20 protein-coding genes are annotated in these 24,962 nt (G+C 43.9%); 5 read left to right on the top strand and 15 right to left on the bottom strand.

Annotation, left to right across the window (positions count from 1 at the left end; genetic code table 11):
* Positions 1–220: 220 nt before the first annotated feature.
* The 3 genes from clpB to rluD form a co-directional block, all read right to left on the bottom strand.
* Complete coding sequence (gene clpB / locus K1M91_RS19175; RefSeq protein ID WP_232803867.1) at positions 221–2,797, bottom strand: ATP-dependent chaperone ClpB; 2,577 nt, start codon at positions 2,795–2,797, stop codon at positions 221–223.
* Positions 2,798–2,864: 67 nt separating this feature from the next.
* Positions 2,865–3,599 carry a peptidoglycan editing factor PgeF gene (pgeF, locus tag K1M91_RS19180; RefSeq protein WP_232803868.1) on the bottom strand — a complete coding sequence of 245 codons (735 nt, stop codon included), beginning with the start codon at positions 3,597–3,599 and terminating at the stop codon, positions 2,865–2,867.
* 4 nt (positions 3,600–3,603) lie between these two features.
* The gene (gene rluD, locus K1M91_RS19185; protein ID WP_232803869.1) at positions 3,604–4,578 is read right to left on the bottom strand and encodes a 23S rRNA pseudouridine(1911/1915/1917) synthase RluD; all 975 of its coding nucleotides are present in this window, start codon (positions 4,576–4,578) and stop codon (positions 3,604–3,606) included.
* Positions 4,579–4,704: 126 nt separating this feature from the next.
* Between rluD and K1M91_RS19190 the strand changes: the two genes are divergently transcribed.
* The gene (locus K1M91_RS19190) at positions 4,705–5,463 is read left to right on the top strand and encodes an outer membrane protein assembly factor BamD (RefSeq protein WP_232803870.1); all 759 of its coding nucleotides are present in this window, start codon (positions 4,705–4,707) and stop codon (positions 5,461–5,463) included.
* A gap of 98 nt (positions 5,464–5,561) precedes the next feature.
* Here the strand turns inward: K1M91_RS19190 and glnB are convergent, their stop codons facing one another.
* From glnB to murJ, 7 genes are all read right to left on the bottom strand, one after another.
* Positions 5,562–5,900: a nitrogen regulatory protein P-II gene (gene glnB / locus K1M91_RS19195; RefSeq protein ID WP_232803871.1), complete on the bottom strand. Its 339-nt coding sequence runs from the start codon at positions 5,898–5,900 to the stop codon at positions 5,562–5,564.
* A 102-nt stretch (positions 5,901–6,002) separates the two neighbouring features.
* Positions 6,003–6,932 (bottom strand): 4-hydroxy-3-methylbut-2-enyl diphosphate reductase, encoded by a 930-nt coding sequence (gene ispH / locus K1M91_RS19200; protein ID WP_232803872.1) that lies wholly within the window; start codon positions 6,930–6,932, stop codon positions 6,003–6,005.
* Positions 6,933–6,941: 9 nt separating this feature from the next.
* Positions 6,942–7,376 carry an FKBP-type peptidyl-prolyl cis-trans isomerase gene (fkpB, locus tag K1M91_RS19205; protein WP_232803873.1) on the bottom strand — a complete coding sequence of 145 codons (435 nt, stop codon included), beginning with the start codon at positions 7,374–7,376 and terminating at the stop codon, positions 6,942–6,944.
* On the bottom strand, positions 7,369–7,893 hold the full coding sequence (gene lspA / locus K1M91_RS19210) for a signal peptidase II (RefSeq protein WP_232803874.1): 525 nt from the start codon (positions 7,891–7,893) through the stop codon (positions 7,369–7,371). The genes fkpB and lspA overlap by 8 nt, the downstream gene beginning before the upstream one ends.
* Positions 7,886–10,711, bottom strand: a complete 2,826-nt coding sequence (gene ileS / locus K1M91_RS19215) for an isoleucine--tRNA ligase (protein WP_232803875.1) — start codon at positions 10,709–10,711, stop codon at positions 7,886–7,888. Before ileS ends, lspA begins: the two co-directional genes overlap by 8 nt.
* Positions 10,712–10,745: 34 nt before the next feature.
* Positions 10,746–11,678 carry a bifunctional riboflavin kinase/FAD synthetase gene (gene ribF / locus K1M91_RS19220; protein WP_232803876.1) on the bottom strand — a complete coding sequence of 311 codons (933 nt, stop codon included), beginning with the start codon at positions 11,676–11,678 and terminating at the stop codon, positions 10,746–10,748.
* Positions 11,679–11,733: 55 nt separating this feature from the next.
* Positions 11,734–13,296: a murein biosynthesis integral membrane protein MurJ gene (gene murJ, locus K1M91_RS19225; protein ID WP_232803877.1), complete on the bottom strand. Its 1,563-nt coding sequence runs from the start codon at positions 13,294–13,296 to the stop codon at positions 11,734–11,736.
* 191 nt (positions 13,297–13,487) lie between these two features.
* Between murJ and rpsT the strand changes: the two genes are divergently transcribed.
* Positions 13,488–13,748, top strand: a complete 261-nt coding sequence (gene rpsT / locus K1M91_RS19230; RefSeq protein WP_232803878.1) for a 30S ribosomal protein S20 — start codon at positions 13,488–13,490, stop codon at positions 13,746–13,748.
* 80 nt (positions 13,749–13,828) lie between these two features.
* Here rpsT and nhaR read toward each other — a convergent pair whose 3' ends face one another.
* Positions 13,829–14,740 (bottom strand): transcriptional activator NhaR, encoded by a 912-nt coding sequence (gene nhaR / locus K1M91_RS19235; protein WP_232803879.1) that lies wholly within the window; start codon positions 14,738–14,740, stop codon positions 13,829–13,831.
* Positions 14,741–14,852: 112 nt separating this feature from the next.
* Complete coding sequence (nhaA, locus tag K1M91_RS19240; protein ID WP_232803880.1) at positions 14,853–16,049, bottom strand: Na+/H+ antiporter NhaA; 1,197 nt, start codon at positions 16,047–16,049, stop codon at positions 14,853–14,855.
* A gap of 219 nt (positions 16,050–16,268) precedes the next feature.
* On the opposite strand from nhaA, the gene K1M91_RS19245 reads away from it, so the two are divergent.
* Entirely contained in the window at positions 16,269–16,616 is a 348-nt protein-coding gene (locus K1M91_RS19245; protein WP_232803881.1) for a response regulator, read from the top strand.
* A 32-nt stretch (positions 16,617–16,648) separates the two neighbouring features.
* On the opposite strand, the gene K1M91_RS19250 is transcribed toward K1M91_RS19245, so the two are convergent.
* Entirely contained in the window at positions 16,649–17,908 is a 1,260-nt protein-coding gene (locus tag K1M91_RS19250) for a DUF945 family protein (protein WP_232803882.1), read from the bottom strand.
* Between the two features lie 315 nt (positions 17,909–18,223).
* Here K1M91_RS19250 and K1M91_RS19255 point away from each other — a divergent pair, with 315 nt between their 5' ends.
* Positions 18,224–19,522: a Na+/H+ antiporter NhaA gene (locus K1M91_RS19255; protein ID WP_232803883.1), complete on the top strand. Its 1,299-nt coding sequence runs from the start codon at positions 18,224–18,226 to the stop codon at positions 19,520–19,522.
* Positions 19,523–19,578: 56 nt separating this feature from the next.
* On the opposite strand, the gene K1M91_RS19260 is transcribed toward K1M91_RS19255, so the two are convergent.
* Positions 19,579–20,820, bottom strand: a complete 1,242-nt coding sequence (locus K1M91_RS19260) for a serine protease (protein ID WP_232803884.1) — start codon at positions 20,818–20,820, stop codon at positions 19,579–19,581.
* 709 nt (positions 20,821–21,529) lie between these two features.
* Here K1M91_RS19260 and K1M91_RS19265 point away from each other — a divergent pair.
* Positions 21,530–23,689 carry a sensor domain-containing diguanylate cyclase gene (locus K1M91_RS19265; protein ID WP_232803885.1) on the top strand — a complete coding sequence of 720 codons (2,160 nt, stop codon included), beginning with the start codon at positions 21,530–21,532 and terminating at the stop codon, positions 23,687–23,689.
* Between the two features lie 106 nt (positions 23,690–23,795).
* Here the strand turns inward: K1M91_RS19265 and K1M91_RS19270 are convergent, their stop codons facing one another.
* Positions 23,796–24,758, bottom strand: coding sequence for a hypothetical protein (locus tag K1M91_RS19270; RefSeq protein WP_232803886.1), 963 nt, complete (start codon positions 24,756–24,758; stop codon positions 23,796–23,798).
* Positions 24,759–24,962: the final 204 nt, after the last annotated feature.

Here is a 24,962-nt window from a genome sequence, read left to right on the forward strand (position 1 = left end):
TTCTTAACCACCTGATGTTGCGTTGCGCCTTGCGCTGTGCCGTCTCAGTGGTTGCGCATTATAGGGAGATTCGATTTTGGTGCAAGGGGTTTTACGCAGATTTATAAAAGTTAGACATTAACGAACAAAAAAAAACCAAATAGAACAAATTTACAGCAAAACCACCTTCAGATGACATCTGAAGGTGGTTACTGTAAGCAGAATTAAGCCGCCTAGCAGCTTAATTCTGGGTAAAACTGAAACGCTCTCCTTCCATATCTACATTGATTGATGCCCCAGGTATCAATTTACCCGACAAAATGGCCTGCGCTAATGGGTTTTCCAATTCTTGTTGGATAGCTCGCTTCAAAGGACGAGCACCGTATACCGAATCAAACCCAGCTTCCGCAATATGTGACAATGCCGCATCAGTAACATTGAGCTGGTAATCTTTTTCCGTTAATCGTGCCTGCAAACGCTGCAACTGGATCTTGGCGATAGACTTAATGTGTTCACCAAATAATGGATGGAACACAACCGTTTCATCGACGCGATTTAAAAACTCAGGTCTAAAGCTTTGCATGAGCACACCTAACACTCGCTCTTTCATTTCAGCATAACTGGCATGTTGAAAATGCTCTTGGATCACATCTGAGCCCAAGTTCGAGGTCATAATGATTACCGTATTTCTGAAATCAACCGTGCGACCTTGGCCATCCGTTAAACGGCCATCATCTAGCACCTGAAGCAAAATGTTAAACACATCTGGATGTGCCTTCTCGACCTCATCTAACAAGATCACCGAATAAGGTTTACGCCGGACTGCTTCAGTAAGATAGCCGCCCTCTTCGTAACCCACGTAGCCCGGAGGCGCACCTACTAACCGAGCAACAGAATGTTTTTCCATAAACTCGGACATATCAATACGAACCATATTGTCTTCGGTATCGAATAAGAAATTTGCCAGTGCTTTACACAACTCTGTTTTACCCACACCTGTAGGCCCTAAAAATAAAAAAGAGCCAATGGGTTTATTCGGATCAGCTAGTCCGGCTCGACTACGGCGAATGGCATTGGATACAGCGTCAACGGCTTCATTTTGTCCAATTACCCGAGTATGTAATTGCTGCTCCATTTTTAGCAGCTTTTCTCTTTCTCCCTCGAGCATCTTACTGACGGGGATCCCAGTCCAACGTGACAACACATCAGCAATTTCATTTTCACTCACGCGATGACGTAATAATGTCATGTCTTGCATTTCAGCTTGTGAGGCTAAATCTAGCTGTTTCTCTAATTCGGGGATTCGCCCATATTGCAATTCAGACATCCGACTTAAATCACTTGCACGACGCGCAAATTCTAAGTCAAGACGCGCTTGCTCTAATTCAGACTTGATATGCTGAGTACCTGACAAAGCAGCTTTCTCGGCCTTCCAAACCTCATCGAGCTCTTTAAAAGCAAACTCTTTCTCGACCAACTCTTCAGACAATAATTGCAAACGCTTTTTACTTGCATCGTCTTCTTCTTTAGTCAGCGCTTGCTGCTCTAATTTAAGCTGAATTATTTTGCGCTCAAGGCGCTCAAGAGGCTCAGGTTTCGAATCGATTTGCAGGCGAATACTTGATGCCGCCTCGTCAATCAAGTCAATTGCTTTATCAGGCAGCTGTCGATCAGAAATATAGCGATAAGATAATTGGGCTGCTGCAACAATCGCAGGATCGGTAATTTCTACTTTATGGTGTAGCTCGTAGCGTTCTTTCAAGCCGCGTAAAATAGCAATAGTATCTTCTACCGAAGGCTCTTCAACCAACACTTTCTGGAAGCGACGCTCTAACGCAGCATCTTTTTCGATGTACTTGCGATATTCATCCAACGTGGTGGCTCCAACACAGTGAAGCTCACCGCGTGCCAATGCAGGTTTAAGCATATTGCCCGCATCCATCGCACCATCGCTTTTACCCGCGCCAACCATAGTATGAAGTTCGTCGATAAAGAGGATCACTTGGCCTTCTTCTTTAGCCAATTCGTTTAATACTGCTTTTAAACGCTCTTCAAATTCACCGCGATATTTAGCGCCCGCGACCAATGAGCCCATGTCCAAAGAAAGCACGCGTTTATGCTTCAATCCTTCTGGCACTTCACCATCAATGATACGCTGAGCTAAGCCTTCCGCAATTGCTGTTTTACCGACACCGGGGGCACCAATTAACACCGGGTTATTTTTGGTACGGCGTTGCAACACTTGAATAGTGCGACGGATCTCGTCATCGCGACCAATCACAGGATCTAATTTACCTTGCTCTGCGCGCTCAGTCAGATCGATTGTGTACTTTTCTAAGGCTTGTCGTTGGTCTTCGGCGTTTTGATCATCTACCTTTTGCCCACCACGTACTTTTTCAATCGCCGATTCAATATTTTTCTGGTTTGCCCCAGCTTTACGCAAAATATCACCTAAAGCGCTTTTATCTTCACAAGCGGCCAGAATAAATAGCTCCGATGATATGTATTTATCTTTACGCTTTTGCGCCAACTTATCACAATAGTTAAGGAGTACACCCAAGTTATTAGCAAGTTGCACATCGCCGCCAATGCCTTCTACCTTAGGGAGTTTGTCAAGCGCTTGCGAAAGTTGCGAGCGTAATGCGCTAACATCAACACCAGCTTCGGTTAACAATGGACGAATAGAGCCCGCGTCTTGGTTTAGCAACGCTGTCATTAAATGCACGGGTTCAATAAATTGGTGGTCTCGCCCTAACGCAAGGGATTGGGCATCAGAGATAGCAAGTTGAAATTTACTGGTAAGTCTATCGAGTCGCATACAACAATCCTAAAATTAATCATCTTCTGATTATATAGATAGGTGCACTGGCACGAGTTTCAAGTTTTTATTTTGTTAAATAAATCAAACTGGCCATGCGCCCGGTAACTCCTTCTTTTCGATATGAAAAAAAGGTATCTGTTTCTGAAAAGGTACAATGATCACCGCCATAGACATGGCTGACTCCCAGCTCAGCTAACGCTAATCGCGCGAGCTGGTACAGGTCAGCCTTCCATTTACCTTCTTCGTCTGTGGTAAATGCTGACGCAAAATCGTCACTTTGTTGAATAAAAGCATCTCGCACTTCACTGCCAACTTGAAATGCCATTGGCCCGATAGCAGGGCCTAGCCACACTAATATATCTTGATTATTAGCGGGGGCCTGCCTAATAGCTTGCTTTAAAATACCATTACAAAGGCCGCGCCATCCGGCGTGAACCGCCGCCACAAAAGAGCCCTGCTGGTCTGTTATCAGTACCGGTAAACAATCAGCCGTCATGACAACACATGCAAACTCAGGAATATCGGTCCAACTGCCATCAGCAACGGGCACCACGGCGGTAGACAAAGAGGCCTTAATCACATCGGTACTGTGTACTTGCTCTAACCATAGTGGCTCATTAGCAAGCCCCACTTCAGTTTTCAGTAACGCCCGATTAGTTAATACATGCTCAGCATTATCATTAACGTGCAATCCCAAATTCAGACTTGAATACTGCGCCTGACTCACACCGCCTTCTCGTGTCGTTGAGTAAGCCACTACATTTGCAGGAGCAGGCCAATTCGGTTTGAGTAAGCGCATAGGGTTAATACTCTTCTTGTGGATTATCTTTAGTGTCTTGACGCAAAATTTCCGCCAGTTCAACCATGTCATCAGGTATCGGTGCATGCCATTGCATCAACTCGCCTGTAATTGGATGCTCTAATTCCAACATCGCGGCATGTAGTGCTTGACGTTTAAAGCCGCGCAACACAGTAACCAACTCAGGACCAGCATTTTTTGGCAAGCGAGCACGCCCACCATAAAGTTGGTCACCCACCAATGGATGGCCTAAGTGAGACATATGCACACGAATTTGATGGGTACGCCCAGTTTCTAGGCGCAACCTTAAGCGCGTATGTGAACGGTACTTTTCAGCAACACGGTAGTGTGTAACCGCGGGTTTACCTGTTTCTTTAACCGCCATTTGAGTGCGATGGGTACTGTGACGACCAATCGCCGCATCCACCAATCCGCCGGCAGTCAGTTTACCTATCGCAATGGCTTCATATTCACGAGTAATATTACGTGCTTGCAGCGCGGTAACTAGGTGAGTTTGTGCCGGAACGGTTTTCGCTACGACCATCAAGCCTGTTGTGTCTTTGTCCAAGCGGTGTACGATACCTGCGCGTGGCACTTCAACAATACTCGGGCAATGGTGTAATAAGGCGTTTAGAACCGTGCCATCTGGATTACCAGCACCAGGGTGGACCACTAGATCAGCGGGTTTGTTGATCACTAAAATGTCGTCATCTTCATAAACAATATTGAGTGGGATCGGCTGCGCTTCAAAACGCACTTCGTCCTCCAATACGGCATTCAACACAATTTCTTGTCCTGGTAATACCTTCTCCCTTGGCTTGTTCGCTATCCGCCCATCTAAAAGCACGCGATCGGCCAAAATCCACTCTTTAATACGCGATCTTGAGTAATCAGGGAAAAGTTCCGCTAACGCTTGATCTAATCGCTGTCCAATTTGATGAGGAGCAACCTCACCCTGTAATTCTAATTCCTGACTCATATACTTCTTATCATTAGTGGGTGTAAAAGCTGAATAGCTTCACTATATCATTTATTTTAACTTTTCTTTTGTCTCAGCATAACGGATACTTTCACCTTTTACGAAAAGACGAAACAAATAGGTATTATGAAGAAGAGCGTACGGCTAATTTCAGCGGTGGCATTTACCGCTATATTTACCTTAGGCTGCTCATCAAAAGATGACGCAGAAAAAGTGCCTGATAAAGCACCTGTTGTTTTATACGAAGACGCACAGCTGGCATTACAAGCAGGTAATTTTACTCAAGCTGCAGAAGTTCTCGAAGCACTCGATGCTCGCTACCCTTTTGGTCCTCATTCAGAACAAGTGCAACTTGACCTGATTTACGCTTATTACAAAAGCGATGAATTTGCTCAGGCTATGGCTAATATCGAGCGATTTCTACGTTTAAGCCCGACCCATAAAAACATTGATTATGTTTACTATATGCGCGGCTTAACCCATATGGCGATGAGCTCAACTTTCTTCCATGGTTTATTCGGCATCGATCGCTTTGATCGAAACACCGCTCACTATCAAAATGCATTTATGGATTTTAAACGGTTATTACAACGTTACCCTGATAGTGTTTATGCCGCTGACGCCCAAGCTCGTATGATAGGTATTAAAAACAGCCTAGCGCGCTATGAAATCGAAGTAGCTAAATGGTATATCAAACGCGATGCTTATGTTGCGGCCATCAATCGGGGCAAGTACGTGTTAGAACACTTCCCAGACACCGCAGCTACCGAGCAAGCCCTAGAAGTGATGCTAACGGGTTATACAGAGCTGAAAGTTGAAGAGCCAAAGACCCGTACGCTGGCAGTCATGAAAGCAAACTTCCCAAATAACAAGTGGGTTCGCTAAGGTATATTCTTTTCTAACCCAAATAAAAAAGGCTCATTAATATGAGCCTTTTTAGTATCTGCTAATTATCTTAAGCCTAAGCAGCAAAATAAGAACAATTAAATGGCTTCTTCGTTTTCTTCGCCAGTACGAATACGGATAACACGTACCACATCAGTGACGAAAATCTTACCGTCACCAATTTTACCCGTTTGCGCAGTTTGAATAATAGCCTCGATACAGCGGTCAACATCTTCACTTTGCACCACGATTTCAATTTTCACCTTAGGTAAAAAGTCCACCATGTACTCGGCACCGCGATAAAGTTCAGTATGGCCTTTTTGGCGGCCGAAGCCTTTTACTTCCGATACTGTCATCCCTGTGATGCCAATATCAGCTAACGCTTCACGTACATCATCCATTTTAAACGGCTTAATAATCGCTTCGATTTTTTTCATTACTCAACCTTTACCTATGTATCGGGACCCTAAGGCCATGCTTTACCTTCATTGTGATAAAATATTACTGAATATTCAAGGCGCTAACCTAAGCTAAATTGATTACCTCAATTCAGCAGGCACCTCAAAAATAACATTTTCTTCTACACCTGGGTTTTCGATCACCACTTTGCCACCCAAAGCTTCAACTCGGCTCACCACGGCACGCACCAACACTTCAGGTGCTGATGCTCCAGCAGTAACGCCAACCTGACTCACACCTTCTAGCCATTCTGAACGAATATCATCAGCCGTATCAATTAAGTAAGCAGCGGTTCCTGCTTTTTCAGATTTTTCACGCAAGCGATTTGAATTAGAAGAGTTCTTAGAGCCTACAACCAATACCACTTGGGTTTTATCAGATAAGTCTTTTACCGCATCTTGACGATTTTGAGTGGCGTAACATATATCTTTCTTACGTGGCCCTTCAATTTGCGGAAACTTTTCGCGTAGCGCATCAATCACTTCTGAAGTGTCATCAACAGACAAAGTAGTTTGAGTACAAAATAACAAATGTTCAGGATCTTTTACCGTTAACGCGGCCACATCAGCAACCGATTCAACTAAGTAAATCCCCCCCTGTTCGTTATTATACTGACCCATGGTGCCTTCCACCTCAGGATGCCCCTGATGGCCAATCAAAATACACTCATGGCCACGACGGCTGGCACGGGTAACTTCCATATGAACTTTCGTGACTAATGGGCAAGTTGCATCAAATACTTTTAGCGCGCGGCGCTGCGCTTCTTTGCGTACCACTTGAGACACGCCGTGAGCACTGAAAATGACAATCGAGTTATCAGGTACTTCATCAAGCTCTTCCACAAATACCGCACCACGGGCCTTTAAGCCATCGACTACATACTTGTTATGCACCACTTCATGACGCACATAAATAGGCGGTTCAAATAGCTCTAATGCACGCTCAACAATACTGATAGCACGATGAACCCCAGCGCAAAAACCGCGCGGGTTAGCTAATAAGATTTCCATAATTAGCTCCTAATCTATGCTGATCACGTCAACATCAAAGGTTAACGATTGACCCGCTAGCGGATGATTGAAGTCTACAGTGACCGATTCACCCGTGACTTCACGTACAATGCCCGGCAATTCATTACCATCAGGTTGAGTAAACGCAATGATAGCACCTACCTCAGCAGGAGCATCGGCGCCAAATTTACTGCGTTCAACGTAATAAATGTTATCTGGATTAGGTTGGCCAAAGGCATCTTCTGGCTCAAGTTCAAACGACTTACTTTCGCCTTCGGTTAAACCTAATAAACATTTTTCAAAGTTCACTGTTAGGCTGCCATCGCCCATACGAAACTTGGCAGGCTTATTATTGACTTTAGTGCTATCAGCCGCTGAGCCATCAGATAACTTAATAGTGAAGTGCATCACCACTTCACTGTTAGCCGTAATTGCCTTAGTCATTTTTTACTTCCTTTTGCTCTGGCCGCTTAACAAGTAACGCATCAAGAATAATGATCACCGCACCAATACAAATCGCGCTGTCGGCAATATTAAATGCAGGCCAGCGATAAAAGCCAAAATCGAAATCTAAAAAGTCCACTACAAAGCCATGGTATAAACGATCAACTAAGTTGCCAATCGCGCCACCAAGGATCAAGGTATAAGCAGCGTTTAACCATTTCTCTTGATACGGTGACTTTTTCAGCCAGTAAAGCAATACCCCACTCACAAAGACTGCAATACTGGTAAAAAACCAACGTTGCCAACCACCAGCATCATGCAAGAAGCTAAAGGCGGCACCATAGTTTCTTGCATAGGTGAAGTTAAAAAACGGCAACACCTGAATCGATTCATACAAATCAAAGTTCAGATGAACATAAGCCTTAGTGATCATATCGACAGCAAACACCAGAATCGCTAGCCAAAGCCAGCGCAGTCCGGTTTTTTGCATCGCTTCTTGCGGCGACGAATTAGGCATAATGGCGAACTTCTCCTTCACCTGATACGTTGGTCACACAGCGACCACATAGCTCTGGGTGCTCTGCAACTGAGCCCACATCTTCAATATGGTGCCAACAGCGGCCACATTTCGTGGCTTCAGAGGCCTCTACCAACACGGATAAGCCCTCAACTTCGGTCTTCATTGCTGTCGTAGGAGCCGCTTCTAAGCTCACTTCTGCTTTTGATGTTAACAGAACAAAACGCAATTCATTTTCAATCAAGGCTAATTTCTCAGCTTGCTCCGTTGTCACAAACAAAGTGACATTAGCCGCTAAGCCGCCCCCGATCTTGCCATCACGGCGCGCTTGCTCGAGCGATTTATTCACTTCACCACGGATGCGAATGACTTCATCCCAGTATTCGTTATTTAGTTTTTCGCTTTCATCTAATGCAAATAAGCCCTCAAACCAAACGCCCGTGAAAACGAATTCATCACGCTCGCCCGGCATACGCTGCCAAATTTCATCCGCAGTGAAACTCATGATCGGCGCCATTAAACGCACCAAAGACTCACAAATCAAGTACATGGCAGTTTGACAACTGCGACGAGCTAAACCATCAGACTTAGCGGTGTACTGGCGGTCCTTAATGATATCTAAGTAGAAACTACCTAAATCAATCGAGCAGAAGTGCATCATTTTTTGCGTGACGGTTAGCAATTGATAGTTATCGTAGGCATCCACTAACGCATCTTGCAGTTCTTTAGCTTTACCTACCGCCCAACGGTCAAGTGCAACCATCTCATTTGGTGCTACCATGTCCGTTTTCGGATCAAAACCATTTAAGTTAGCTAATAAGAAACGCATGGTATTACGAATACGACGGTAGCTATCAGCACTGCGTTTTAAGATTTCATCCGATACCGTCATCTCGCCGGTGTAATCCGTTGATGCCACCCATAAGCGTAAAATATCCGCGCCTAGCTCATTCATGACCACTTGAGGTGATACCACGTTACCGATAGATTTTGACATCTTGCGGCCGTTAGCATCAACGGTGAAACCGTGAGTTAACACTTCTTTATAAGGCGCTTCGCCATTCATCGCGGTGCCCGTCATTAGAGACGACTGGAACCAACCACGATGCTGATCGGAACCTTCAAGGTACATATCTGCTTTATGGCCATTGTATTCAGCGCGAGCAGCCACAACCGCCGCATGAGTTGAACCAGAATCAAACCACACATCTAACGTATCAGGTACCTTACGATACTGGTCGGCTTCATCACCTAATAGCTCGGCATCGTCAAGATCCCACCAAGCTTGAATCCCTTCTTTTTCAACTTTCTGCGCTACTTTTTCGATTAATTCAGATGAATTCGGGTGTAGCTCTTGGGTTTCTTTGTGGACAAATAATGCAATTGGCACACCCCAAGTACGTTGGCGCGAAATACACCAGTCAGGACGACCTTCAACCATTTTCTCGATACGATTTTGGCCCCACTCAGGGATCCAACGCACCGACTTAATTTCGCCCATGGCGGTATCACGTAGACCATTTTGATCCATCGAGATAAACCATTGTGGCGTGGCACGAAAGATAATCGGCGTTTTATGGCGCCAACAATGTGGATAGCTGTGACGAAAAGCAACAAAGTGCATTAACGCACCTTTTTCTTTCAACACTTCCACTACGCTGTCGTTCGCTTTAAACACGTGCTGACCAGCAAATAGTTCAGTATCGGCTTTATATACGCCGTTGTCACCGACCGGGTTAGCCACTTCTAGGCCGTATTTATTACCAACGATAAAGTCGTCTTGGCCATGGCCCGGCGCGGTATGCACTACACCAGTACCAGATTCGGTAGTGACGTGTTCGCCTAAAATAGCCGGCACGCTAAAGTCATAGAATGGATGGTTAAATTGCGCTAGCTCTAGTGCTTCACCTTTGGCAAAGCCGAGTTTACGAAATTCAGTGATTTCGTAACGCGCTAAACACGCATCCATTAGCTCTTCAGCTAAAATCAAACGCTCTTTGCCTGCCGCAGAAACCACTTCGACTAGCACATAATCAAGATTCGCCGCTAGGGCTACCGCACGGTTAGCCGGTAGGGTCCAAGGCGTGGTGGTCCAGATTAATACCGATACTTGACCTTCACCTGCATCCCCTTCAAGGGCGAAACGAGATACCAAATCCGCTTCATCTTTAGCAGCAAAACGAACATCAATCGCAGGCGAGGTTTTATCTTCGTACTCTACTTCTGCTTCAGCTAACGCGGAACCACAGTCGGTACACCAATGCACCGGCTTAGAGCCCTTATGCAAATGGCCATTATCAATAATTTTACCTAGGGCTCGAATAATGTTGGCTTCTGTTGAAAAGTCCATGGTTAAGTAGGGATTTTGCCAATCACCTAACACACCTAAACGGATAAAATCTTTGCGTTGACCATCAACTTGCTTAGCTGCATATTCGCGACATTTTTTACGAAAGTCTGCCGCACTAATTTTTTGACCTGGCTTGCCTACTTTTTGCTCAACTTTAAGTTCAATCGGCAAACCGTGACAATCCCAACCTGGAATATAAGGCGAGTCAAAATCCGCTAGGGTTTTCGACTTAATAATAATGTCTTTTAGGATCTTGTTAACTGAGTGACCAATATGAATATCGCCGTTCGCATAAGGAGGGCCATCATGTAGGATAAAGGATTTTTTACCCTTTTTTGCCTCACGGATCTTGCCGTAAAGATCCTTTGCATACCATTCTTTCAACATGTTTGGCTCACGATTAGCTAAGTTAGCTTTCATCGGGAACCCTGTTTTAGGAAGATTCAGGGTGTCTTTATAGTCGCTCATTTAATCCAAGTTCCATTATCGGGAAGGTCAATTTTCAAACAGCCAAGCCGTGATAATCACGCGCCTGACCGACATCTAGTTCGATTTGTTGTTTTAGTGCCGCAAAATTTTCAAATTTGCGTTCATCTCGTATTTTTTGTTTTAACACGACTTCAAGCTGGCGGCCATAAAGATCACCGCTATAGTCGAAAATATGTACTTCTAGCTGCTGGCGCTCACCATTCAGTGTCGGGCGAGTACCGATATTCGCAATGCCCCTATAAGTAGCTTGCTCCATGCCCCTAATCTCAACGGCATAGACCCCTTTCACCGGCGTCACTAAACGCTTTAACCAAATATTGGCAGTCGGTACACCTATGGTGCGGCCTAATTTTTGGCCGTGGGCTACGCGTCCACTAATACTATATGGCCGGCCCAATAATCGTTCAGCGTGTTGTAACTGACCTGCAGCAAGGGCATCTCGGATCTGTGTGCTGCTTACCCGAGTGCTACCGTGAAGCAGGCTTTGCGTGGCGATCACATCAAAACCATATTTTTTGCCCGCTTGTTGCAACAGTTCAAAATTACCTTGGCGACGATAGCCAAAATGAAAATCGTCGCCAACCACCAAGAATTTGACGCCTAGCTTATTCACCAGCACCTGTTCAATAAACTGATTGGCATCCATGGCGGCGAAGTGACGGCTAAATCTAACACATAGCAACCGGTCTAAACCAAATTGCTCAAGACGCCTAAATTTGTCGCGTAAGCGACTCAATCGAGCGGGAGAGTTTTCACCCAGGAATAATTCCAAGGGTTGAGGCTCAAAGGTCATCACTGTTGCAGGCACAGCAAACTCAGCCGCTTTAAGCAATAGCTGCTGCAATACCGCTTGGTGTCCTCTATGAACACCATCAAAATTACCTATGCTAAGAACACAGCCCTGATGCTCAGGTTTAATATTCTTGATGCCTCGGATTAGATCCATTATCTCTACCAATAGCCACAAAACTGACGGATTATATAACAGCCAGTTTGAGTAATCAGCCCCCCGCGGTACGAAGATCGCGTGGACGCAAACCGAATACTAGGTTTATGGCTAAATAAATCACGGCCCCCGCACTAATTAAAGCCGCTAACAACCAAACCTGACTTAACTTAGGTTGTTCAGCCCAAGTTGATAAATCGGGAGTGAAATAGACTAAAAACGCCCCCATCGCGAATGCCGCAAGCAGTAAACGAATCAAAAACCAAACCGTGCCCGGTTGTAATATAAACACACCTTGATTTTTTAAACCTCGCCATAACATGAACGCGTTTAATGAGGCCGATAAAGAAGTAGCAATGGCTAAACCAACATAACCATAAGGAATAGCAAAAATAATATTAAAGGCCATATTACTCACCATGGCGATAATGCCGTATTTAACCGGCGTCTTGGTGTCTTGGCGCGCGTAATAACCTGGCGCAAGTACCTTAACTAGCATAAAGCTAAGCAGGCCAAAACCATAAGCGATTAAACTCATTGACGCCATTTGTACGTCTACCTGACTAAACTTACCGCTCATAAACAGCACCGCTAGCATAGGTTGCGCCAGTAAAATTAAACCAAACATCGCCGGCACGCCTAACAAGCACACCAGTCGAAAACCCCAGTCTAAGGTTTGGGCAAAATCTTGCTTCGAATCACTCGCATGTAAACGCGATAAACTAGGTAAAATCACCGTAGCAATCGCAATACCAAATAAACCAAGTGGGAATTCGAGTAAACGGTCTGAAAAGTAAAGCCAGCTCAGCGCTCCATCTTGCAAGAAACTGGCAATGACGGTATCTAGCAACAAATTGATCTGGCTAACGGATACCCCAAACATCGCTGGGATCATTAAGGTTCGGATTTTCACCACGCCAGGATGATGCCATTGCCATTTCGGCTTGACTAACACACCCGCTTGTTTCAAAAACGGAATTTGAAACAAAAACTGGATCAAGCCGCCCAAAAACACCCCTGAAGCCATAATATACTCAGGCTGTGCGACATGAGGCGCTAGAATCAAAGCACAAGAGATAATCGCAATATTAAGAAATACCGGGGTAAATGCAGCAATGGCAAATTTACCCAAGGAATTTAAAATCGCCCCGCTCATGGCGACAAAAGTAATAAACCATAAGTACGGGAAAGTAATTTTGAGCAAGGTTGATGCTAAGGTATATTTTTCAGCATCTGGGCCACCTTGCCACCAATCCACAAACCAACCAAAGCCAAATAAGGCAATGATCACAGGCGAGCCTAACACACCAATTAGCGTGATCACCGTAACGATAGTACCCAGCGTCCCCGATACCGCGGCAATTAATTTACGTAATTCTGTTTCATCCTCTTTTTGCTGATATTCGGAGAAAACAGGCACAAATGCTTGCGCAAATGCTCCTTCTGCAAATAAACGCCGTAAAAAGTTGGGGATCTTATTGGCCATTAAAAATACGTCAGCAGCTGCACCTGCCCCTAAGATATTTGCGACCACCATATCTCTGATTAAACCCAAGATCCGTGAGATCAAGGTCATGGCACTGACGATTGCGCCCGATTTAAGTAGCTTTTTACTCAAGTATTGCCTCATTAGAACTGTTAGTGCAGCGCGAATGCTGCTAAAATCCGCCGTCTAGTTTAACCGTGCTGCGGGTGAGATACCATGCAGTGGTGTTTAATTACACAAAAGGTTTGACAAAACACGTACAATAAGGCATATTCCACGGCCTTTAAATACACCCTGTTTAGACAGATTTTAGGAGTTAGAACTTGGCTAATATCAAGTCTGCTAAGAAACGCGCAATCCAAGCTGAGAAGAACCGCCAGCATAACGCTAGCCGTCGCTCCATGATGCGCACTTACATGAAAAAAGTTGTTGCCGCTATTGCAGAAGGCAATAAAGAAGCTGCACAAGAAGCATTCAAGAAGGTTCAACCTATCCTTGACCGCTACGCAACTAAAGGCCTAATCAGCAAAAACAAAGCTGCTCGTCATAAGAGCAACTTTAACGCGCAAATTAAAGCGCTTTAATTTTTGTTATTAAGCTAAGTATTTAAAAAAACCGACCTAGGTCGGTTTTTTTTTGCCTGCTAATCCTTGCCCTCACAAACCTACTTCTTAGCAGGACTCTCTAAACCTGAAAACAACGCTGAAAAGTTACTTTCGCACAAGCGCTTCACCGCCGGATGCTGGATCATCCGCTCGGCAAAAATCACGTAATATTCTTCTGTAATTTCATGAGTTTCTCCAATCAACTCAACATTACCTGAAGCCGTGATTTCATCACTATAAATGCTCGGCGCAACAAAAATCCCTTTATTATACTCACCAAATGCTTTCATTAAGGCGGCATCATCAAACTCACCAAGGATCTGTGGCGACACTCCTAACTCATCTAAATAGGTGATGAGCTTGCGACCGAGAGACGTTCTGCGACCTGGCATCAACAACTTACGCTCTTCTAAACAAGCGGGGAAAGGGGATGTGGGTACTGGCTTGTGGCAAAAGAAGCTGACACCACAGTATCCAATTTGCTTACTAAATAAGCCTGGGTTTTGGCTAGAGTCAACGGGACAATCGGATAAGATCATATCCAACTTATGCTGGCTTAACTTCTCCAGTAGCATTTCGTGGGTCGACTCATAGCAACACAAATGGATCGAACCATCATCGGGCACCACCGTCATTAGCACTCGGCTAGCAAGACGTTTATATAATGCATCCGCTATCCCAACTTCAAATAATATATTTTTATCTTTGGTGTAGTTAACGATATCGATCATTTCATAGCTTAAAGTAAACATACGATCTGCATACTTAAATATCAGCTGCCCTAGATCAGTGGCCTCCAAATTACGGCCTTTACGGACAAATAATCGGCCGCCTAAACGCTGTTCAAGCTGACGAATTTGCCCGGTAACTGTTTGTGGTGTTAAAAAAAGCGCTTCAGCGGCTTTTGTCACCGAGCCTTTCTTTTGGGTCATCCAAAAATAATAAAGATGGTTATAGTTAAGATGGGACATGGTTGTTCTCAGTAAAGAAACAATATTGTTCAGAGGTTAATATAAGTTGTAATAAAAAACACCTGCCACGCAAAGGAAGCAGGTGTTTTACGTTATAAAAAGCTAAATAGTGCTAATTCAGACTCAATTTAGATCTCTCAACTTGGCTATTTGACTCCTTAGCGAGAGAAAAATGCAATGTCAGATAACCTAATAAAGCCGCAATAGCAGAGCCAATTAAGATGGCTAAACGTGAAATATCCCCCAGCGCCGCAGCATCGGCGGAAAACGCTAATGAGGTAATAAAAATAGACATGGTAAAGCCAATACCGCACAAAATAGACACCGCGAATATTTGCATGAAATTAATCCCTTTTGGCAAACTCGCCCAACCCATTTTCACGGCAAGGTAACTCATGGTGAACACGCCTAATGGCTTACCTATTAACAGCCCCAAAATAATGCCCATTGGTAATGGCTGCAATACCGCACTAAATGGAATGCCAGCAAGGGAAACACCCGCATTAGCAAAAGCAAATAACGGTAAAATCATAAAGCTACACCAAGGGTGAAGATTATGTTCAAGCTTAGACGCCATTGCCACACCATCACGATTGCGCAGCGGAATGGCGAAACCTAGCACCACACCGGCTAAGGTAGCATGAACACCGGACTTTAATACCGCCACCCATAACACTAAGCCCACCAGCATGTACAAACTCATGCGACGCTCACCACGCACACTCATCGCGAATAACAAAGCACAGCTTAGTGCTGCCACCAGTAGTGAGGTCAGGGATAAATCGGCGCTATAAAATAACGCGATAATCACGATAACACCAAGGTCATCGATAATGGCCAGCGCAAGTAAAAAAACCTTTAAACTTACCGGCACACGCTTACCAAACAACGCCAGCACACCCAAAGCGAAAGCAATATCGGTTGCAGCAGGTATCGCCCAACCAGAACTCGCTACCGGATCGGAAAAGTTAAACAATAAAAACACTGCCGCAGGAACAAGCATGCCGCCAATCGCCGCAATAGCCGGTAACATGGCTTTTTCACGGGTCGATAAGTCCCCTTCAACTAACTCTCTCTTTACTTCTAAGCCGATGAGTAAGAAAAATATCGCCATCAGACCATCATTGATCCAAAGTAATAATGGCTTATCTATATCTAATGCCGCAATGCGCAGCTGCACCGGCATATCGAGAAAATCCTGATAAACAACGGTGAGAGGCGAATTTGCGATCAGTAAGGCGGTAAGGGCTGCAAAAATCAATATAATACCGGGTGCAGACTCTTGTTTGAAAAACTGCTTAAGTGCCATATGAAACAAATCCTATATAAGTGGATATAACGAGTTCCAGTCTACAAGGAAGTGAATAGCATAAAAAAATCACTTTTAATAACACAAACTATCGGATATACCGATAATTAAAAGCACTTAGGCGCTTAGTGTTCGAAATGTTAACTAGCTATTAGCCAATTGAAAAACACCGAACGTATTATTTTAAAAAACCAATTTTTACAGGGAAGTTAATAACAAGTGAACATTCTACTCGTTGATGATGAGCCCGATATTATTAATTGCTTAACGGATTGCTTGGAGCTACTCGGCCACCAAGTTGACGCAGCAGAAAGCGGCCAACAAGCATTAGCGACTATGTTACACCGAGTACCCGACCTGATTATTTCAGATATTCGCATGCCCGAAATGGACGGAATAAAATTAAAGCAAAGTATTCCAGATCATATCCCGTTTATTTTTATGAGTGGGCATTTAGATGATGAACGCGCACTGCAGAGCACAGGGATAAATTATCGGCACTTTTTAGTTAAACCTTTTAAATTGGCGCAACTAAAGGCGAGTTTAAAAGATGTGAGTGACGACTGAGCTTACAGGCTCAGTCGTCCCAAGGGATAAAGTTACATCCCTGGCAAAGGAAAAGTATTATCATTTACCACTAGTTGGCCGTCTTTTAACGACCCCTTCAGCACTAACTCTTCACCGTTTTGCGCCAACACCCCAACCATCATGGCAACATTCAGTTGATCACCTATGCCTGGTATTTCAAGAAATTTATTAGACATACGTGCATTGGCTGAAGCAGAAATATAACCTAATGCAGCCTGTGGACCGCGCATTAGGATAGTCTTATCAATGGCTCCTGCCGGTAAATTAATGTTGATATCAGCATTAACGTCGCCCCAAGGGGTTTGCGATGTTAACTTGGATACAGAGACATTCGCTCCTTTTCCAACTAGATCAAATACCAACTGCTGTGCCAACGCCTCATCAATTTGTTCAGGGTTAGTCTGCAAGCGAGATAACTCAAGCAAAGCGGTTTCATCTAACCCTGTCACATTGAGCTCAAACGCAGTATTAGAAAATGCCAATAGCTCATCTCCCATCAACACATAGTTACCGACTGTGAGGCCCAGTAGTGTATCTAAGGTATTAGCTTGAGAGCCTTGTTTAAAAGCTGTCTGCATTGTAACTTGGGTAAAATCGGCATTAGCTTCATCGGTGCGTACTTCTGCTTCGGCTATCTTAAATAAGTAGTCATAAGTCATCAGGCTGGAACCGGCTATCTGAGCAAAATCACCATCAACCTTAAAGTCTTTAAACACAAAGCGCTCACCGTCTTGGCTACTAATATTCAATGACGCCAATTCAATTAATGACTGACCTGACATTTCGTTTAAATTCATGGAATAAGTCATGGTCACAGGCGTCATGGACACTGTGTTTCCGCCTTCAGCGAGATCAATTGGTGCTAGCTGAGCATGCCCTTGTAGCTGCCCCAGCAAATTGATCTCATCCTGCGCTGTAAAGGGAGCCGTTGTACCAAACAACTTTTGCACGACCTCTTTGCTGGTCTCGTCCGTTACTGATACTTTAGAATTGATAACCGCTTTATAAGGCCAGTGCTGGACATCGCCATCTACTAACAACACCCATTTCTGTTCGGCAATGTCGGGGTTCTCAAAGGTTAATTCGATCTGTGACTGCGCAGCTAAAAAGCCCTTATCGTAGTTCACTAGTTTTGCATTAACGCCATTATCTTGTTGATTCGTTTGTTCGATTAATGCAGTTACTTGCTGCTGGGTGTACTCGCCAACATAGTAAACGCTACCAGCGCCAGCGGCTGCTAAAACAGCAACTGCGATCAGGGTCTTTTTCATGTTTAACCTTATTTAAGAAAATTAACGTCGCAGAGGCTAGCAAAACAACTCAATGAATCCTAGTCTCAAAACATCAGAATGCATTAAGCATCAAAATTTTATAATGAATACATCTCAATTGAAGCGTACTCCAACAAAATTTAAGCCCTGAATACCAACAAAAGAGCAACTAACATGGGTTAACATAAATAGAAAATAGTGAAAAACTTAGCGACAAAAACCAAGCGCCCATCTAAAACACAATTTTTTTTATCAATTTCAAATTTTTACTGTAACCTTATATTTTATTTAGATTCTATATTAAAGGAGCATTCTATGGCCGGAAAGAAAATGGCCTGGCTACACAGCCCTATAACAGGGGGAGCACTATTAGTTGCCGCCACTTTAGCCGCCTTGCTTTGGGCAAACTTAGCCCCTGAGCATTATCATCACTTTTGGCATGCAACAATTTGGCAAGTAGGCGCAGGCACTAAAGATGTACACAGCATTAACCTACATGCCATTGCCAACGAATTCTTAATGGCAATATTTTTCTTTTTTATCGGCTTAGAGATCAAGCGTGAGTTATTGGATGGTGAGCTGTCTTCGGTGAAAAAAGCCGCGTTACCCGTTGTTGCTGCGCTAGGCGGTGTTATTCTTCCTGTGGTTATTTATTTAGCCTTTAATGGCGGCACTGATACTGCACGCGGCTGGGGTGTGCCTATGGCAACCGATATCGCCTTCGCCTTAGGCGTGCTCGCTTTAGTTGGCAGCAGGGCTCCGTTGGCATTAAAAGTCTTCTTATCAGCACTGGCAATTGGTGATGATTTAATGGCTGTACTGGTTATTGCCATTTTTTATACTTCCGAGATTAACTTCAGTGAATTGCTTTACGGCATTATAGGCTTAGCCATTCTTGGTGCGGCCAACCGTTTCGGTGTACGCAAACTTTGGATTTACTATGTTGCGGGCTTAGGTATTGTTTGGATGGGCTTTTTAGCTTCTGGTGTGCACGCTACCATTGCTGGAGTCGCGGTTGCATTCACCGTACCATCACGCCGTGGTATGGCGATGAATGACTACTTAGAAAAATTAAAGCATCTCATGCATAGCTTAGAGGCCGACCGTCACGATAAGGCTGACGTACTTAGCAAGCACGCTATAAAAACATTAAGAAAAATTAAACACTTAAGTTACGAAGCATCCAATCCGTTACAATTGAAAGAGAAAGCATTACACCCTATTGCGACCCTCTTCATTGTCCCAGTGTTTGCACTAGGCAATGCGGGTATTCCAATTAACCAAGAAATCATGTCGCAGTTATTAAGCCCTATTGCTTTAGGGGTCGGGCTCGGCTTGTTAGTCGGTAAACCTTTAGGTATTTACTTATTCACTCGAGCACTGGTTGCCTTAGGAATCGGTGCTCTACCGGAAGGGATCACTTGGCGCCATATTATCGGTGCAGGCTTTCTCGCTGGTATGGGCTTTACCATGTCGATATTCATTACCGACCTTGCATTCATTGCTGAAGTTAATCAGTTAACGTCAAAAATGGCGGTACTTATTGCCTCCGTTATTTCAGGTGTGATTGGCTATATTTTACTGACACAAACTCCAAAAGTGACAGAAAAGTAAATGAAATAAGAAGCACAACCCGATAAAAAGCGCGGAAGGCCGCGCTTTTTTGTTTGTTAATATCGTTTTCTAAGTCCTAATCCAGCTAAAACAAGCAAGCTCAACCAAGACAGACTGCCACCACTCGAAGAAGAGGTTGGAGTGACAGTTGGAGTAGGGAGTGGCGGGGCAACAGTCGGAACAGGAGTCGGTTCAGGTGACACAGGGGCGACAGTAAGTACGATCTTTGACGAAATAAAGTCATTAGAGCCATCATTGTCTAAATCTTCATTCAACCGAGCAATCACTTGATAAGTAAAGCGATTCGACGTTGAGTCAGGGGCAAGATAAGGATGATAAAGTAAAGGGATAGACAAATGAGTATGAGGTAAAATCTGTGTATCAAACTCACCATATTGCACCATTAAGCCCTCATTTGATGTAATGATATCTGCCAGACTAATCACTTGCGATGAATCATTATGTAGCGTAATGCTAAAGGGATACTCCTCAAGCGAAGGCACTTCATCCACTACTTTATCCGCCAACCAAACCTGACTTAAGTTAGCTTGCCGCCAAGTACTAAAGTAACTGATATCGCTATAACCACCAGGGATATTTTCTTCACCACACGCTTGCCCATAACCAGCACTCACAAGTCCCACTTGCTGCCATTGTCCTTGATTAAATGCAACGAGCGGCCCACCACTATCACCAAAACAAGCATCTCGGTTAAACCTACCACCCGCACAAATAACCCCATCAGGTAAATTTAGTCCACTGCAATCAGCATAAGGCACGTCAACTTGATTGAGCTGTGGACCATATTCATCGCCCGCTGAATTGATTGCCCCCCAGCCAATGACACGGAACAGGCTTTGATAAGGAATATTTGCGAAATCAAGAGGTTTGATTAGTTGAACCGGCGTCGCTGTACTTGCTCGTTCAAGATGAATTAAGGCAATATCGTTGGATAGATCTACGGGACTAAAACTAGGGTGGATAAATATTTTATCGGCGCGTAGCAACTCACCTTGCTGACTTAAATTTGTGATCCCCAAGCGCGCATGCAACTGGCCGCTGTAACTGGCATCAGCCACACAATGGGCTGCCGTTAACACCCATTGCGGCGCAATTAACGAGCCTCCACAAACATGAAAAAATTCCTGATTATATTCAACCTGCAGGCTCACCATCCAAGGTACAACTTGATTCACAGCAGTACCGCCGACAATCCGTGGGGCAATTTCAATAGGACTCGTTTGAGCGAAAACAGGGGGCGATAAAACTAACACAGAACCAATCAGAAACCATTTCATATTGAGCACTCCATCAATGAATTCAGTGACTTTAACAAAGAGTCAACTAAAACGATACGAGAGAAACAGGAGAAGAGCTTACTGAGGAGAAAAAATCTGCCGGCAAACGTTAGGGCTATCAAAACATCGATATTGCCGGCAGTAAAAAACGCTATATCTATATATCAAGATTAAAGTCCGTCCTAGCCAGTAATTACCTGATGCATAGAAGATACACTCGCTAAGCTTAACCGGAGCTTAACCAGTTCGTCCTACAGCAATATAAAAGCTTAAATTTCCAGTACGCAAACCTCATTCAAGTCAGGCAGCTTACCCGGTGACTTTTTTCCAATAAGAATGTACAGGATTTTCGCATGGGCCATAAAATGAATGGACTGCCTCGCCCCTCTTTTAGTCGAAACAGCCATTAACTCCGTAATTTTTTGAGCGTCTAACGATGTTTTCTTAGACGAATACCTGCCGCAAGGATGCAGCGGTTAAGCCATCAACAGCTTTTGAGGGATGATTTCACAGCGTTTCGTATAGGAAATTCCACTGTGTTCGCTTGGTTGATTGTATTTTGTACATTCATGCGCTCGCCCTTCATCAGTTATAATGCTCAAGCTCTCCTGCAACATTAATCACAATCGCAATAGATAAAACACAGCCATGAACGAGTTAGCCTATACTTCAGAGTGTTAAAAAGAAGGAACCTTGCAGACGAGGCCATATGGGATCTATCAGCGATGCGGAATTGCTCATCTTAGAGCAGAAATTACATAGTTTTCAGGATGTCCGCCAACTGCGCGAGTGTTTATTTGAATTTATTTTCAAACGTACCGAAGCCATTAACGCCTACCTGTTAGCACAGGAGCAAAATTTTGAAATAATTAGCCAGCAAAAAAAATCGCACCCTGCTCGACATGAAAGTATAACTCTTGAACAAGCTGAACTTGAGGTGCCAGAAGAGGTGTTATGGTTGTTTTTTCAACGAGGAAGCCAGCTTACTCCTTTTTATAATTACGAACAAATACCAGAACTCATTTTAGAAAAGCATAAGTACGCCGACTTTGCGCGATTCTACGGGGTGAACCTACTGCAAATTCATCAAGAGCAGCTATTGCTGCTAGTTGAACTTCCACAATCAGCCAACGCACCAGCCAGCTGCAAAGGCGATTCCAACCTTCTCAATATATTGCATCAAACTGCATTGGCTATGCAGGGGTTTGAACTAAAGCAAAAAATTTTTCAGCAAACATTTGAGCGAGATAAGAAAGAGGGCTTTTTAAAAGATGAAATAAGTCGACAAAAAGTTTTTATCGAGCATATGAATAAATTACAGCAAGTAAATTTAAAGCTAAGTAGCTGTTTAGATTTAGATAGCTTGTACCTTAACGCTGTCACCAGTATACGAGAAGAGCTTGGCTTTGACCGAGCGAGTTTGTTTTTAATTGATCATTCAACACAGTCAATGTCCGGCACTTATGGCACAGATACGAGAGGAGTTACCACTGATGAATATCAAGCAAATTTTAAACTCTCAACCTTAGCTCCGATATTTTTCGAGGCCTTGAGTAACCCTAAACAAAACCTAGTCATACTAGAAAACGCCCCCCTTTATACCCTTAAGGATATTGTCGGACAAGGTTGGAATGCAATGTTGATTTTGCGCGATGGAGAGCAGGCGATTGGCTGGCTTGCCATCGATAATTTAATTAACAAAGCACCTTTACATGAATATCAAAAAAAGCTGCTGCAGCACTATGGCGCAGCCTTATCTCAACAGCTCATTCGTCGGCGCAGTGAAAGTGATTTGATTTTTCTCAACAATGCTATTTCTGAAATGTCTGATGCCAGTAGTGTACTAGACGTATGCCACATCGCTGTTAAATTAGCCCGCACTAAAATGAATTTAGACCGAGTGGCGATTATGCTCAGCAACAGTGACAACACTAAGCTAACCGGAACATATGGTACTGACATGACTGGAAAAGTTGTGGATGAGTCTTACTATGAGTCGGCCAAGCCTGATACTGAAATAATGCGTTTGGCAACCACCTCTGGAAAAAATTACTGCTTTATGGACCCAGCGCCGCTTTATCAAGATGCAAAAATAATTGGCTATGGCTGGAATATGGTGGTGTGTCTACGCAGTAAAGACGCCATCATGGGATACCTGTTCGCCGATAACTTTACCCACCGTCGCGTATTAAATTCAGGACAAAAAGAATTGATCCGTTTATTCGGTCTTAACGTGGCACAAATGATCTCAAAACGCCGCGCTGAGGAACAAGTGATTGCGTTTAATATTGAACTTGAAGCAAAGGTCGCGCAACGCACCTATGAGCTAGAAACCCTCAATAAAAAGCTAGAAACCCTATCCACAGAAGATCCCCTCACCGGATTGCATAACCGACGTAGCTTTGAACAAACGTTAGAAAATGAATGGAGCCGCATGACAAGGCTTAAAAAGCCTCTATGCGCTATCATGCTAGACGTTGATTTTTTCAAAAATTATAACGATTTATACGGCCATCTAAGTGGTGATGCATGTTTGAAAGACGTTGCCGATTCACTAAAGAAAGTGTGCCACCGGGCAACAGACTGCTGCGCTCGTTTTGGCGGCGAAGAGTTTATTGTCTTATCGCCCGACACCAACGCAGAGCAAGGCCAAGTGATGGCAAAGAAAATTCAGCAGACGATCCGCGATTTAAAACTGCCTCACAAGGAATCAAAGGTTAAGCCCTATTTAACTGTATCGATTGGCGTTGCCGCATTAACGCCAACGCCTGAAATCAGTACGAAACAACTTATCGAACAAGCAGATAAAGCCATGTATAAAGCTAAAAGCGCAGGGCGAAATCAAATAGTACTGGCCCCATCAAGTTAACTTTACTAACGGCTTCAGGGGGCGGTTTTCGCCAATCATGAAACAATCAGAACAATGATGATTGCTAATAGCACCTTACTCAAGTCGCTATTATGATTATTAATACTTAAAGCTCTTCTAATTGCTGTTCAGCCAGAGATAGCTCCAAAGTAGCTTTAAGGAGTTTGAACAACAAAATAGCGGCATCTATCTCTTCTTTTCGATTGGTTAAGCTTTCTATATTTAAACCCAATGGAATCCCCAATGGTAAGCAAGCAGATAGAATTTGCTGTAGGTTATTGTGACAAATTTTGATCGACTCAGCCAATGGATTATCTGCAGCTAAAATACGTAAACTTGTCGCTTCAGGCACTGAAATGCCAAGCCATTCGATAAATTCTAACGTTTTAGCACTACCGCAAGGGGAAAAAGTTAAAATAATACGCGCGGGCTGTTTCCCTTGCTGCTGGCATTCATGGGCGTATCGCGTCAACAAATCGATGGTAGCCTGGGCATCATAAACCGCTTGGGAAATGAAAAACTCACAGCCTTGTTCACCTTTGGTTAACAAACGTAAATGCTCATCGCCTTTTTTAGCGTGGCGCTCTGCAATCGTCACGCCACCCAATTGGAAGTCTAAAGAGTTATTGGCCAGCACTTGATAAGCACCTGCCAAAGGCAGTTTAATATCTCCCTCAGAAGAAGGACTTCCCACCAGCACTAAATCCCGAATAGAAAAATCTTGCCAAGCCTGCTCTAACCACGCAGAAAAATCAGCCTCATCACGTTGCGATACGCTTTTATAGGTAATCACTTCACGACCAGATTGCTCTCGTAATAATTGGCTATACATACGGGGATCATGAGTTGATTTAAACGGAAATGGCCGTGGCTTATCAATCCGCGAGGTTTCATCTTGTATGTCGTAGACGATCAAACCGTCGAACTCAATCTCATCGAGTCTCGCCAACAACTTTGCGGCAATAGTGCTGACTTGATCAAGCTCAGTATTTTCTTTCGGTGGCGTCGTGCCAATAAAGTAAACACCGCGGCTAAGCTCGGTAAATTTCTGTTTTAACGTTGATTCCATAACAAGGCTCCTGAAAATACTGACAGAATTGTCGCACACTCACAGGATAAATCTCAAACTTGTGCAAATATATTTCTAATTTGTATTTGCTCAATAAGAGTTTTGGTTCCACAATTAACTTGAGATATGCAAAAGCTTCCCATCGCATATCGGATCTGGCAGAGCCACAAGGTCAGCCAGTTGTTAGTAAAGTGCTAATAATGA

This window comes from Motilimonas sp. E26, from assembly GCF_021278025.1.
Taxonomy (GTDB): domain Bacteria; phylum Pseudomonadota; class Gammaproteobacteria; order Enterobacterales; family CBDFNC01; genus Motilimonas.